The sequence below is a fragment of the Phenylobacterium sp. genome, from assembly GCF_037189685.1.
Classification (GTDB): Bacteria; Pseudomonadota; Alphaproteobacteria; order Caulobacterales; family Caulobacteraceae; genus Phenylobacterium.
Genome location: NZ_JBBCIT010000027.1, coordinates 41,820 through 55,108, shown reverse-complemented (window position 1 = coordinate 55,108; position 13,289 = coordinate 41,820). Strand labels below are relative to the sequence as shown.

General features: G+C 70.6%; 14 protein-coding genes. 12 read left to right on the top strand and 2 right to left on the bottom strand.

Translation table 11 applies throughout. The features are described from left to right. The first annotated feature begins 90 nt into the window (after positions 1–90). From WG212_RS15515 to WG212_RS15505, 3 genes are read left to right on the top strand one after another with little or no spacing between them, the layout of a single operon-like run. The gene (locus tag WG212_RS15515; protein WP_337188015.1) at positions 91–1,623 is read left to right on the top strand and encodes a sulfatase; all 1,533 of its coding nucleotides are present in this window, start codon (positions 91–93) and stop codon (positions 1,621–1,623) included. 44 nt (positions 1,624–1,667) lie between these two features. Then, positions 1,668–2,399 (top strand): helix-turn-helix domain-containing protein, encoded by a 732-nt coding sequence (locus WG212_RS15510; RefSeq protein ID WP_337188014.1) that lies wholly within the window; start codon positions 1,668–1,670, stop codon positions 2,397–2,399. A gap of 25 nt (positions 2,400–2,424) precedes the next feature. Next, positions 2,425–2,910, top strand: a complete 486-nt coding sequence (locus tag WG212_RS15505; protein ID WP_337188013.1) for a hypothetical protein — start codon at positions 2,425–2,427, stop codon at positions 2,908–2,910. On the opposite strand, the gene WG212_RS15500 is transcribed toward WG212_RS15505, so the two are convergent. After that, on the bottom strand, positions 2,907–3,680 hold the full coding sequence (locus WG212_RS15500; protein ID WP_337188012.1) for a hypothetical protein: 774 nt from the start codon (positions 3,678–3,680) through the stop codon (positions 2,907–2,909). The two genes, WG212_RS15505 and WG212_RS15500, sit on opposite strands and share 4 nt — an antisense overlap. A gap of 217 nt (positions 3,681–3,897) precedes the next feature. Here WG212_RS15500 and WG212_RS15495 point away from each other — a divergent pair, with 217 nt between their 5' ends. The 9 genes from WG212_RS15495 (at position 3,898) to WG212_RS15455 (ending at position 12,849) form a co-directional block, all read left to right on the top strand. Next, on the top strand, positions 3,898–6,135 hold the full coding sequence (locus WG212_RS15495) for a TonB-dependent receptor (protein WP_337188011.1): 2,238 nt from the start codon (positions 3,898–3,900) through the stop codon (positions 6,133–6,135). Then, on the top strand, positions 6,132–7,133 hold the full coding sequence (locus tag WG212_RS15490; RefSeq protein WP_337188010.1) for a hypothetical protein: 1,002 nt from the start codon (positions 6,132–6,134) through the stop codon (positions 7,131–7,133). Before WG212_RS15495 ends, WG212_RS15490 begins: the two co-directional genes overlap by 4 nt. A gap of 9 nt (positions 7,134–7,142) precedes the next feature. Then, on the top strand, positions 7,143–8,453 hold the full coding sequence (locus WG212_RS15485; protein WP_337188009.1) for a hypothetical protein: 1,311 nt from the start codon (positions 7,143–7,145) through the stop codon (positions 8,451–8,453). Positions 8,454–8,518: 65 nt separating this feature from the next. Continuing rightward, positions 8,519–9,331, top strand: a complete 813-nt coding sequence (locus tag WG212_RS15480) for a TIGR00730 family Rossman fold protein (RefSeq protein ID WP_337188008.1) — start codon at positions 8,519–8,521, stop codon at positions 9,329–9,331. A 110-nt stretch (positions 9,332–9,441) separates the two neighbouring features. Further along, the gene (rutA, locus tag WG212_RS15475; RefSeq protein ID WP_337188007.1) at positions 9,442–10,533 is read left to right on the top strand and encodes a pyrimidine utilization protein A; all 1,092 of its coding nucleotides are present in this window, start codon (positions 9,442–9,444) and stop codon (positions 10,531–10,533) included. Beyond that, complete coding sequence (gene rutB, locus WG212_RS15470) at positions 10,526–11,242, top strand: pyrimidine utilization protein B (RefSeq protein ID WP_337188006.1); 717 nt, start codon at positions 10,526–10,528, stop codon at positions 11,240–11,242. Before rutA ends, rutB begins: the two co-directional genes overlap by 8 nt. Before the next feature lie 12 nt (positions 11,243–11,254). Further along, positions 11,255–11,647, top strand: a complete 393-nt coding sequence (rutC, locus tag WG212_RS15465; protein ID WP_337188005.1) for a pyrimidine utilization protein C — start codon at positions 11,255–11,257, stop codon at positions 11,645–11,647. Then, on the top strand, positions 11,644–12,243 hold the full coding sequence (locus WG212_RS15460) for a nitroreductase family protein (protein ID WP_337188004.1): 600 nt from the start codon (positions 11,644–11,646) through the stop codon (positions 12,241–12,243). The genes rutC and WG212_RS15460 overlap by 4 nt, the downstream gene beginning before the upstream one ends. A 66-nt stretch (positions 12,244–12,309) precedes the next feature. Continuing rightward, a complete protein-coding gene (locus tag WG212_RS15455) occupies positions 12,310–12,849 on the top strand; it encodes a Pycsar system effector family protein (protein ID WP_337188003.1) in 540 nt (179 codons plus the stop codon). Here the strand turns inward: WG212_RS15455 and WG212_RS15450 are convergent. Continuing rightward, the gene (locus tag WG212_RS15450) at positions 12,833–13,255 is read right to left on the bottom strand and encodes a cupin domain-containing protein (RefSeq protein WP_337188002.1); all 423 of its coding nucleotides are present in this window, start codon (positions 13,253–13,255) and stop codon (positions 12,833–12,835) included. The genes WG212_RS15455 and WG212_RS15450 overlap by 17 nt on opposite strands. Positions 13,256–13,289 lie beyond the last annotated feature (34 nt).

Genomic DNA, 13,289 nt, shown 5'->3' with positions numbered 1-13,289 from the left:
TGGGGGCTATAGCACGGTGAAGGGGCCATGGGCAGATCGGTGGCGAGGTTCGGACTAGTCTCGGCGGCGAAACCTGGAGAGTCCGGAACGATGCGAAAGTCCCTCGTCGCCACCGCCGCCCTCGGCCTCGTCCTGGCGGCGGCCCCGGCTCACGCCGCGCCGGCGCGCAAGCCGAACGTCATCGTGATCCTGGCCGACGACCTGGGCTACGGCGACACCGGAGTCTACGGCAGCACGTTCGTGAAGACCCCTCACATCGACGCCTTGGCGGCGGACGGCGTGCGCTTCACCCAGGGCTATGTCAGCCATCCGGTCTGCGCGCCGTCGCGGGCGGCCCTGCTGACCGGGCGCTACCAGACCCGCTTCGGCTACGAGTTCAACCCCGTGGGCCGCGACCGCACCAGCGGGGTCTCGCTGGACGAGGTGTTCATCGGCCAGGTGATGCAGAAGGCCGGCTATCGCACCGGCATGGTCGGCAAATGGCACCTGGGCGAGTCGGGCGGCTACCACCCCGTCGCCCGGGGCTTCGACCAGTTCTTCGGCACGACGGCGGGCGCGAACGCCTTCATCGTCGAGACGAAGCCGGGCGACGAATTCCATACCCCCCGGGGGGCCGAGGGGTCGTACGGTACGGTGGAAGGCGGGGCTGGCCTGGGGTCCGGTTCCGAGGCCGAGCAGATGGTGAGGCTGCGCGAGAGAGCGCCCATCACGCGCGGCCGCGAGGTCGTGGAGGTGAAGGAATATCTCACCGACGCCTTCACCGACGAGGCGGTGCGGTTCATCGGCGCCAACAAGGACAAGCCGTTCTTCCTGTACCTGGCCCACACCACGCCGCACACGCCGCTGCAGGCGCCGGCGAAGTACGTCGACCGCTACAGGCACATCGAGAACAAGGGCCAGCGGGTCTACGCGGCCATGGTCTCGTCGCTGGACGACAGCGTGGGCGCGCTACGGGCCAAGCTGAAGGCCGAGGGCCTCGAGAAGGACACCGTGATCATCCTGCTCTCGGACAACGGCTGCGCGGGCTACATCGGCGACGCCTGCACCAATGCGCCGCTTAACGGATACAAGGGCATGCACCTGGAGGGGGGCGTCCGCGTGCCCTTCATCATGGCCTGGCCGGGCCACATCGAGCCGAAGGTGGAGACGCGGGTGATCTCCAGCCTGGACATCGCCCCCACGGCGGCGGCGCTGGCGGGCGGCGCGATGCCCAGGGGGGCGGACGGCGTGAACCTCATGCCCTACCTCACCGGCAAGGACGCCGGCGCGCCGCATCCCACGCTCTACTGGCGCTCCGGCGTGAACTTCGCGATCCGCGACGGGGACTGGAAGATGTGGATGATCAATCGCGCCGAGCCGTCCGAAGTGGCCAGCAACGCAGCGCGCGTCACGCCCGAAGGCGTGAAGGCGGAACTCTCGCCGCGCGGCCACTTCGTGATGCTCTACGACCTGAAGGCCGATCCGGGCGAGACGACGAACCTCGCTGCGACACGCCCCGACGTCGTGGCGAAGCTCAAGGCCAGGATCGAAGCCTGGGACAAGGGCAACGTCCCGCCGCAATGGACCAGCATGCGCCAGTCCGTGCGTGAGGTCGAAGGCGAGCTGGTCAAGCTCTATCCCTGATTTCGCATCGCCGATGCGCGTTCATAGCCTCCGGCTATCCGTCGATGGCGTGGCGGGGGCGGCGTGGCTGTGCAAGGCTGGCGACGCACCTATGGAGTTCGACCCTGCCTCAGCCGCTTGCCGCGAACGACACCGATCCGCCGGTCACGGAACGCGAGGCCGTGCGGCGGCAGCAGTTCATGCGGGTCGCCGCCGCGGTGTTCCGCAAGCACGGGCTGGCGCGGGCCACGATGGAGCAGGTGGCCGCCGCCGCCGGCGTCACCAAGGTGGTGCTCTATCGCCGCTTCCCCTCCAAGGACGCCCTCATCCAGGGGATCTTCGCCGAGACCATCCATCGGCTGAAGGAACAGGACGCCAAGCCCTGGCGTGGCTATGGCGGCGGCATGCGCAAGGCGCTGCTGGCCGCGCGGTCGTTCGAGGACGGGTTCATCCTCCTGGTGCGCCACGGCAACCAGAACCCCGCCTACCATGCCGCGCACCAGGCCCTGCGCAAGCGCACCGGCCAGCGCCTGCGGGCCCTGCTCTGGCATCCCGAACGCCCGCCGCCGCCCGCGGAGCGCCCGCCGCTGCTGGAGCTGTCGCTCGATCCGATGATCTCGTTCTGCAACGACGCCCTGGCCTACTGGGTGGAGAAGGGCGACCCGGCCCGCGACGAGATGTTCCTGCGGTGGTGCGGGCAGATGATCCGCGCCTGGCGGCACAACGCCGCCGAACTGCTCAATCTGGATTCGCCCGAACAGGAGTGGCCCTTCGACACCGAGGGGGCGCTCCCATGACGAGAGAACGCAAGGAGAAGACTTCATGGTCAGCCGTCGGGACGCCCTGCTGGGCGCCGGTTTCGCCCTCGCCGCCGCGGGTCCGGCGCTGGGCCGCGGGGTCGGAGCGCCGCCCGTGAAGCCCGAGCACGCCGAGTTCGCCGCCGAGATCGCCGCCGCGCAGGCGCGGCTCGACGCGTTCATGACGGCCTTCAACGCCCGCGACCTGAAGGCCTTCGAGGAGACGTTCAACTTCCCGCACGTCCGCTTCGCGTCCGGGACCGTCACGATCATCAACCCCGGCTACCACAAGCCCCAGATGTTCGGCACGGGCGCGCTGACCGAATGGGATCATTCGGCCTGGGAACGGCGCGAGGTCATCCATGCCGGCGCCGACAAGGTGCACATCGACACCCGGTTCAGCCGCTACCGCAAGGACGGCAGCGTCATCGGCGGCTTCGATTCCATCTACATCGTGACGCGGCAGGACGGCCGCTGGGGCATCCAGGGCCGATCCAGCTTCGCGCCCTAGAGCGGCGTCAGCAGCGTGCTGGCCGCCCAGGTGTCGACCGTCAGCTTCTGGCGGCGGCCGAAGGCGGCCATCGCCTCGGTGGAGGGATCCCGTGACGTCTCCCACACGCCGTGGCCGCCGTAGCGGGTCAGGAGGAGCAGGCGCGTGAGTCCGCCGGCCTGGTCCCCGGCGCTCGGCGCGGCGCGGAACAGACCGAAGATGTTCGTGTCGAACTTGGCCTCGAAGTCCTTCCATCCGAGGGTCGAGAGCGACACCACCTCGTCCAGCGACGGCGTCTCGATAACGAACCAGCGGTGGACGTAGATGCCGCCCGCGCGCGGGCGATCGCCGGCGGCCGGGCGGGCGGTGGCCTCGAGCCGGTCACGCCGCACCGAGCGGACGCCCGGAAGGGCCGAGAGTTCGTTCACCACCGCCTCGCGTGACGCCGCGCCGGGCGCCCAGCCCACCAGCAGCGCCGCCTGGCCCGCATGCCACCCGAGCTGCGGGGTGAAGAGACCCAGGAGCTGGCCGCCCGCGCCCTGCACCTGGGCGGCGCGCGCCGAAAGCTGCTTGGCGTAGTCGGCCGCGGGCCGCGCCGACGGCGGCGCCTCGAAATCCAGGAACAGATAGTCGTACACCGGGCCCTCCCGTCCGTTCGCCGCCTGTGCGTTCGTGGCCTTTCCGGGCGCGACCTTTCCGGATGCGGCCTGCGCCGCCGAGGACGCGGCCAGTGATCCGGCGAGGGCGGCGCCCGCGCCGACGATCCATCCCCTGCGGTCGATATTCGTCATGGCGGCACTGTCCGGCAGCGGTCTCGCGCGCGTCAAGCGGACAGGGCGGCATGGTTCCAGACCCTGCAGGCATTGGCGGCGCGCCCGGCGGCTGGAGTAGCGTGGCGTCACTGTCACCGCCCGGTAACGGGACATGAGAGGCGGATCAGGGGAGGGCGCGGCCGGCCGTCTGGGCGTGGCGGCTTCGATCCCCTGGGCGACCTGAAACGAGGGGATCATGAACGCGCGTAGAACCATCCGAGACGTCTCACTGGCCGTGCTGTGCGCGGCGATCGCCGCGCCTGCGTGGGCGCAGGGCCAAGGACAGGGCCAGGGCCAAGGACAGGGGGCCGTCGAGATCGACGAAATCCTGGTCACCGCGCGCAAGCGCGAGGAGAGCCTCCGCGAGATTCCGGCGGCGGGCACCGCCATCGGCGCCGAGCAGATCCGGGCGATGGGCGGCATCGCCAACACCCAGGCCTTGCTCAGCAACGTGCCGGCGGTGAACTTCGCCAATACGTCGAACCCGGTGACCTCCGAGGTCTCGATCCGCGGATCGGGCACCAGCCGCGCCACCTCGGCGGACGCCGCCGTGGGCCTCTATCGCAACGGCGTCTATGTGGGCGGCGGCTACGTGGGCGGCCGCACGTTCTCGAAGCCCGACTTCTTCGACGTGGGCGCCATCGAGGCCCTGCGCGGCGTGCAGGGCGCGCTGAACGGCCGCAACGCCGTGGGCGGAGCCATCAACATCGTGTCGGCGCGCCCGACCCAGCGGCAGGAGGGCTATGCCCTGCTCGAGGCGGCGAACAATTCCCGCTTCGAGGGGCAGCTCGTCGTCAACCAGCCCATCAACGAGAACTGGGCGGTCCGCTTCGGCGCCAACCTGATGAAGCAGAACAAGGGCTTCTACTACAATCCCGTCCGCGACGAATACTTCGACCGGCAGGAGACCGAGATCTATCGCGGGCAGGTCCGCTACGACAACGGCCCGTTCAGCGCCAACCTGCTGCTGGAGCATGGCCGCGACCAGCTTCCGGGCCTGATGTACCAGCTGCTCATCCCGGCCGGTACGAATGCGACCTACCCGCGCGGGGTCTTCCAGGACAAGTACGACGTCGAATGGAACCACCCGTCCTCGGCCAAGCAGCAGATCAACTATGCCGAACTGGTGCTGGAGTACGACCTGGGCTGGGCGTCGCTGACCTCGACCACGGCGCTCCGCGAGCGCCGGTCGCAGAACGCCTACGACCGTGACGCGACCTCGCCCGAGTTCATCGCGCGCATCCGCGCCCAGGGCCTGATCGCGCCGGGCGGGGCGCCGGGCTCCACCGATCTGGGCGGTTCGCAGAACGACTATGCCCGCATCCTCTTCCAGGACGTCCATATCGTCGGCGAGAAGGTGGGTGGCTTCAACTGGCTGGCCGGCTTCGAGTACTACGACCTCAACGACAAGTACCAGAACACCCTGGCGGGGCCGCCCACCGCGGCCAACGGGTTCTCGTTCGGCACCGTCGGGGTCAGCCGCCTGGATTTCGTGTCCTGGGCCGCCTACGGCTCGGTCGGCTACGACGTCACCGAAGCGTTCAACGTCACGGCCGAGGGCCGCTACACCCGCGACGACAAGGAACTGCTGTCGAACAGGTTCGACTTCGGCACCGGCCGGGTCTCGGGCGCGGGCTTCGCCATCGACACCCAGCGCGAGACGGACGACTTCAGCTACAACGTCACCGCCTCGTACAAGCTCTCGGGCTGGCTGGCCTACGGCAAGATCGGCACGGCCTACCGCGCCGGTGGCTTCAACCTCGCCCTGGGCGACCCGCGGCAACCGATCCCGATCCCGCCGACGTTCGGCGACGAGAAGGCGATGTCGTACGAAGTCGGCCTGAAGGGCGACATCGCGCCGCGCGTGTTCCTCAGCCTCGCCGCCTACAGGACCAACGTGGACGACCTGCTGGTGCAGGGCGACAACGGTTGCCGCGTCGGTCTCGTGTCGTGCCCGGTCCAGGCGACGCCGTTCGCGTTCAACGCGGGCAAGGCCCGCCTCTGGGGCTTCGAGGCCGAGCTGACGGCTGTCCGCGAGGTGCTGGGCGGCGTGGCGCGGCTCCAGATCGGCGGTTCGCGCCAGGGCGGCGAGATCAAGTCCGGGCCTGACGCCGGCAAGAAGGGACCGCAACGGCCCGACTGGACCGCCACGTTCAACCTCAACTACCGGCGCGACCTGGTGAACGACTGGACCGGCTTCTTCAACATCAAGGGCAATGGTCGCTGGGGCGGCGTGCAGGAGATCGCCCAGACGCCGCTGCTGCACGACTACCAGATCTTCGACGTCCGCGCGGGCGTGCAGAAGGACGGCCTGGAACTGTCGGTGTACTCGAACAACGCGGGGAACGAATCCTACATCGTCTTCGATGCGCCCACGACGCGCCGCTGGAACCTTCCGCGCACCTATGGCGCCCAGGTCCGGTACGCCTGGTGATACGCGCCCTGGTCATCGCGGCGGCGCTTGCCGCCGCCGCGTTCCGGCCCGCCGTGGCCGCCGGCGTTGAGGTGCGCTACGGCGAATGGACAGATCCGGCCCGCGAGGGCCGGGTCGTTCCCTACAAGCTGTACCTGCCCGAGGGATCGGGGCCGTTCCCGCTGGTGGTGCATTCCCACGGCCTGGGCGGCAATCGCGAGGCTTCGGCATACATCCTGAACGCCGTGGCCGAGGCCGGCTATGTGGTCGCGACGCTCCAGCACGCCGGGTCCGACAGCGCCATCCTGTCCGGGGGGCGCCCCTCCACCGGATCGGGGGTCGTGGACGCGGGCCGGCCCGCCATCACGCCCGCCGCCGCCCGGGGACGATACGGCGACCTGCCTTTCGCCCTCGACCGCCTGGCCGCCGAGCCTGCGCTGAAGGGCAAGGTCGACTTCGCCCGCGTGGGGATGTCGGGCCATTCGTATGGTGCGCTTTCGACCCTCACGGCCGTGGGCCAGCGGCTGCCGGCGGCGCCGGGGGACACCCGCTATGCCGAACCCCGGATCAGGGCGGCCGTGGCCTACAGCCCCAACAAGCCGCGCGGGGACGACCCGCGCGAGGCGTTCCGGCGCGTGAAGACCCCCGTCCTGCACGTCACCGGAACCGAGGACGTGACGCCCTTCGACCTGGAGAAATCGCCCTTCGAGCGCTCCACGCCCTTCCAGGCCATCACGGGCGCGGACCAGTATCTCGTCATCCTCGACGGCGCCGACCATGCGCTGTTCGGCGGGCGCCGGGTGCGTCTCGGCGGCCTGAAGCCGGAAGATCCCGCTCAGATGGAGATCGTGAAGGCCGAGACGATCCGCTTCTGGGACGCCTACCTGAAGGACGACGCCGCCGCACTGATGGCGATGTGCGACCTGCCGCGCCGCGTCGACGCCGCCGGGGACGGCTATGTGAAGGCGCCGCGATGCGGGGCGCCCACGCCCATCGCGCCCGTCGACGGCTTGAAGTAGCGTGCGGGAATGCCGATGAAACGCCCGCTCTCCGCCACCCGCCGCGCCGTCCTGGGGACCGCGGCCTTCGCCGCCGCCGCGCCGGCCGCGGCCCAGGCGGCTTCCCGCGAAGCCGCCGATCCTGGCGACGAGGCCGAGGCGAAACGCATCCTCGAGCGCTACCACGCTTTCGGAGACAAGGCCTCGGGCGGGCCCGGGGACGACGCCTGCGGCGCCTGGATCGAGGCGGAGCTGAAAGCCCTGGGCTATGCGACCGGCCGGCAGGCCTTCCAGGCGCCCGCCTACGAGGGCGAGGCCACGCTCGGCGCCGGCGACGCCAGGGCGACGCTGATCCCCCAGGCCATCGTGGTCCCGACGCCTGCGGACGGCGTCGAGGGGCCGCTCTACCTCGCCGGCTCGGGACGGAACGGGCCCGGCATCGCGCTGCTGGTCCTGCCCTATGCGCGCTGGTCCACCGCCCTGGGTTTCGTGGAGGCGCGGGTCAAGGCGGCCATCGCCGCCGGCGCCTCGGCGGTGGTGGTGGTCACCACGGGGCCGACCGGCGAGGCGCTGGCCCTGAACGCGCCGGCCGATCGTCCGTTGTTCGACCGGCCTGTGGCCGTCCTGGCGCCGCGCGACGCCGAGCCGTTCCTCAAGGCTGCGGCCGCGGGCGCGCGCGGTCTCCTGCGGATGCCCGGCCGTTCGTTCCGCCGGCCGGCCTTCAACGTCACCGCCCGCCTGGACCGCGGCGCCCCGTCGTGGCTGGTGCTGTCGACGCCGAGGTCGGGGTGGTTCGGCTGCATGGGCGAGCGCGGCTCGGGCCTGGCGGTCTGGCGCCTGCTGGTCGCCTGGGCGGCGCGCTCGAAGCTGCCGGCCAACCTCGCCCTCGTGGCCACCAGCGGCCACGAGTACGAGTACCAGGGCGGCGAACTCTACATCCACGACCTGGCGCCCAAGCCGGGCGAGACGGCGCTCTGGGTCCACATCGGCGCCAATGTCGCGGCCCGCGACTGGCACGAACGCGGGACGATGCTCAGCCCGCTGCCGGGCGCCGATTCCCAGCGCTACCTGCTGGTCAGCCCGCCCCATGTGGAGGCCGCCCGCGCCGCCTTCTCCGGGCTCCCGGGCCTGGAGGCGGTCTATGCGGCCGACCCGAAGCTGGCGGCGGGCGAACTGGCCAGCATCCTCCAGGCCGGCTACCCCCGCGCCATGGGGATCTTCGGCTCGCACCGCTATCACCACGCCCGCAACGACGACCTGCGCTGCGTCTCCCCGGCCCTGGTCCCGCCCGTGGCCGAGGCGTTGAAGGCGACGATCGCGGCGGCGTTCAAGGGCGTCTGAGGCTGGCCGGGCGGGATGTTCCGACTGCGCTGACGCCGGCGCCGCAATCGGCCTAAGCTGGCGCGATGAACGCGCCGCCTGTTGTCCCGCCCGAACCCGTCACCCTCCAGACGGCCTCGCCGACCTACAGGCTGGCGTCGCTGGACCCCGACTTCATCCTCAGCCCGTCGATGCGGGGTGTCCGCTTCCTGCTCGAGTTCGCCAAGGCGGACGAGGCGCTGAAAGCCTGGGGCGTGCGCTCCACCATCGTCGTCTTCGGCAGCGCGCGGATCCACGAGGGCGGGCCTGAGCCCCATCCGCGCTGGTACGGCGCCGCGCGGGCCTTCGGCGCCCTGGCGTCGCGCGAGGGGGGCGCTCTGCTGGACGGCGGTTCGGAGCGCCACAACGTCATCTGCACGGGTGGCGGGCCGGGCATCATGGAGGCGGCCAACCGCGGGGCCCACGATGTCGGCGCGCCCTCCATCGGCCTGAACATCACGCTTCCCCACGAGCAGGCGCCCAACGTCTACTCCACGCCCGAGCTGACGTTCCGGTTCCACTACTTCGCCATGCGCAAGATGCACCTGGCCATGCGGGCCAACGCCCTGGTGGTGTTCCCGGGCGGCTTCGGCACCCTGGACGAGCTGTTCGAGATCCTGACGCTGCGCCAGACCGGCAAGGCGCCGCCGATCCCCATCGTGCTGTTCGACGAGGCCTACTGGCGCGGGGTGATCAACTTCGAGGCCCTCGCCGCGGCCGGCATGATCAGTCCGCGCGACCTCGAGCTGTTCCGCTTCGCCGAGGACGCCGAGGGCATCTGGCGCTGTCTTCTCGACGGCGGCCTCAATCCCTATGAGCCGCCGGACTGGACGCGCGGCCCCGACCTGCCCGGCTGGTAGCGCCCGGCCGCTGTTCGTGCGTAAGGCAATCGCCGTCACGCCCCTCGCGCGCGCTTGCGCCCGGAGCCGGCGCGGCGCCAACTGGGCGGCCGCGGAGAGGGGCGGCATGCATGGACATCGGCGTCTTCATCCCGATCGGCAACAACGGCTGGCTCATCTCCGAGACCGCACCGCAGTACATGCCGACCTTCGAACTCAACAAGGCGGTGGTCCAGGCGGCCGAGCGCCACGGGTTCGACTTCGCGCTCTCGATGATCAAGCTGCGCGGCTTCGGCGGGAAGACCGGGTTCTGGGAGCACAACCTCGAGAGCTTCACCCTGATGGCCGGCCTTGCGGCCGTGACCGACCGCATCAAGCTCTTCGCCACCGCCGCCACGCTCACCCTGCCGCCGGCGATCGCGGCGCGCATGGCCTCCACCATCGACTCGATCGCGCCCGGCCGCTTCGGGATCAACCTGATCACCGGCTGGCAGAAGGCCGAGTACGACCAGATGGGGCTGTGGCCCGGCGAGAGCCACTATCGCGACCGCTACGGCTACCTGGCCGAATACGCCACGATCCTGAAGGAACTGATGGAGACCGGCGTCTCGGACTTCAAGGGCCGCTACTTCCAGATGACCGACTGCCGGGTCAGTCCCCGTCCGACGCCCGGCGTGAAGATCATCTGCGCCGGTTCGTCCGACGAGGGCCTGGCGTTCACGGCGCAGCACGCCGACTATTCCTTCGCGCTCGGCAAGGGGACCAACACCCCGACCGCCTTCGCGCCCGTGAACCAGCGGCTGGAAGCGGCCGGGGCCAGGACCGGCCGCGACGTCGCCTCGTACATCCTCTTCATGATCATCGCCGACGAGACCGACGCCGCCGCGCTCGCCAGGTGGAAGCTCTACCGCGACGGCGCCGACCACGCGGCGCTGGCCTGGCTCACCGACCAGGCCGCCCCCAACGCCCAGGGCGGGACGTCCAACACCAACACCACCCAGCTCGCCGCGCCGGAGTCGGCGGTGAACCTCAACATGGGCACGCTGGTGGGCAGCCACGCGAGCGTGGCCCGCATGCTGGACGAGGTGGCCGACGTCCCGGGGACGGCGGGGGTGCTGCTGGTGTTCGATGACTTCGTGCCGGGCGTGGAGGCCTTCGGGACGAGGATCCAGCCCCTGATGAGGAGCCGCCGCCATGTGCGGGCGGGGAACGCACATGGATAGGTCCACCGTCCCGGTCCCCGGCGCGGTGACGCTGCCGGCGCGGCCCGAGAACCTGCCGCTCGATCCCGCGGCCACGGCGCTGCTGGTGGTGGACATGCAGAACGCCTACGCCAGCCTGGGCGGCTACCTCGACCTAGCCGGATTCGACATCGGGGGCGCCGCCGCGGTGGTCGAGAAGGTCGCCTTGCTGGTCGAGACGGCGCGCCGCTCGGGCGTGACGGTCGTGTTCTTCCGCAACGGCTGGGACCCCGACTACGTGGAGGCCGGCGGCCCGGGCTCGCCCAACTGGTGGAAGTCGAACGCGCTCAAGGCCATGCGCGAACGTCCCGACCTGAAGGGCAAGCTGCTGGCCAGGGGAACGTGGGACTACGCCCTGGTCGACCGGCTGACGCCCGAGCCCGGCGACATCGTGATCGAGAAGCCGCGCTATTCGGCCTTCTACAACACGGCGCTCGACTCGGTTCTGCGGGCCCGGGGCGTCCGCACCCTGGCCTTCTGCGGCATCGCCACGAACGTCTGCGTCGAGAGCACCCTTCGCGACGGCTACCACCGCGAGTACTTCGGCGTGCTCATCGAGGACGCCACCCACCAGGCCGGCCCGCCCTTCCTGCAGGCGGCGACCGTCTACAACGTCGAGTCGTTCTTCGGCTGGGTGTCCAGCACGGCCGAGTTCTGCGGCGCGGTCGGCCAGACGCCGCCCCCAAGCTGAGGAAAGACCGCCATGCCCAAGACCGTCGTCACCCCACCGGGGACCGGCACGCCCATCGCTCCGTTCTCGCCCGGCACGCTGGCCGACGGCGTGGTCTACGTCTCGGGGACTCTGGCCTTCGACAAGGACAACAACGTCGCCCACGCGGGTGACGCGGCCGGCCAGACCCGCCAGGTGCTGGAAACCATCCGCTCGGTGATCGAAACCGCCGGCGGAACGATGGACGATGTGACCATGAACCACATCTTCCTGAAGGACTGGGCCGACTACGCCGCGATCAACAAGGTCTATGCGGAGTTCTTCCCCGGCGATAAACCCGCCCGCTTCTGCATCCAGTGCGGCCTCGTGAGGCCCGACTTCCTCGTCGAGATCGCCTCCATCGCCCACATCGGAGCGCCGAAATGAGCACGCCCGCCGACGGCCGTACGGCCCTCCACGGTACGGACCCGATGTTCCTGGCGCGCTGGTCGCCGCGGGCCTTCACCGGCGAACCCATGCCGCAGGATCTGCTCCTGTCGCTGTTCGAGGCGGCGTCCTGGGCGCCCTCGGCGTTCAACGGCCAGCCGTGGCGCTTCGTCTATGCCCATGCGGGCACGCCGGCCTGGACGCCGCTGTTCGACCTGCTGATCCCCTACAACCAGGCCTGGGCGAAGCACGCCTCGGTGTTGATGTACCTCGTCTCCGACCGCTTCCGGCGCACGCCCGGCCGCGATCCGTCGCCGGTTCGCAGCCATTCGTTCGATGCGGGCGCCGCCTGGGCCTGCCTTGCGCTCCAGGCCAGCCGCATCGGCTGGGCGGCCCACGGCATGGCCGGGTTCGACGTTTCCCGATCCCATGACGTGCTGGGCGCGCCCGAGGCCGACTACCAGGTCGAGGCGGCCATCGCGGTGGGGCGGCCGACCGACGCATCGATACTGGACGAGCCGTACCGGTCGCGCGAGATTCCGAGTCTTCGGCATCCGGTCGAGGCCTTCGCGTTTGAAGGCCGTCTGGGCGGCTGAAGGTTCAAGGCGCCGGGGGCGCGCGCGGGGGAGGCCTGCGGGAAGCAGGCGGGGGAAGCGGGGATCATGAGCACGGACAAGGCGCCCGATCCGCGGGGTGGTTTCCCGCCGGATTCCGTCCACCTGATGCGGACGGCCATGCAGACGCAGTACCAGCTCAGCCAGATGGCCGACCAGAAGGCCAACATGCTGCTGGCGGCCTCGTTCGTCATCTTCACGGTGACGATCAGCATGGCCAACACCGGGGCCCGGCCGCTTCCGCTGCTGGTGCTGGGGGCGGCGGCCTTCGCGGCGGCCTGCCTGGCGGTTCTGGCGGTGCTGCCCTCGGTGAAGACGCCGCCGCGGCCCGAAGGCCCGGCCAATCTGCTGTTCTTCGGCTCGTTCACCCAGCTCTCCGAGCCGGAGTTCGTCGAGCGCCTGCTGAAGGCGGCCGGCGACCAGCGCACCACCTTCGAGACCTTCGCCCACGACATCTACCAGAACGGCCGGGTGCTCGCGTTCAAGAAGTACCGCTACCTGGGCTGGGCGTATCGCATCCTCCTGGCCGGGCTCGTCGGCTCCCTGACCGTCTTCCTGATCCCCTACGTCGTCAGCCTGTTCCGGTAGGGCTCCAGCCGGGCGGGGCCAGCTCGAAGCTTTCGAAGCGGAAGCCGGGCGAGACCGCGCAGGCGACGAGGCCCCAGCCGCGGTCGGCCTCGGCCGACTGCCACTCGCGGGTGCGGACCAGATGCTGCGGGCGTTCGCCGGGGCCCGTTCCCAGCCGCGTCTCGGTGATCGTTGCGCCCTGCGCCGTCAGCAGCCGGAGCGGCGCGCCGGCCTGGTGGATCCACATCTCCTCGGCGTCCACCCGGTGCCAGTGCGACCGTTGGCCCGGCTCCAGCAGGAACAGGATCCCGGTCGCCGCCGCCCGTCCGTCGGGCAGGGTCGCCGCCGCGCGCCAGGTCTCGCGGTACCACCCGCCTTCGGGGTGCGGCCGGAGGTCCAGGCGGGCGATCAGGTCTGCGGCGTCCATGCCGCATTGGAGGCCAATCCCGTGGGCCGCGCCA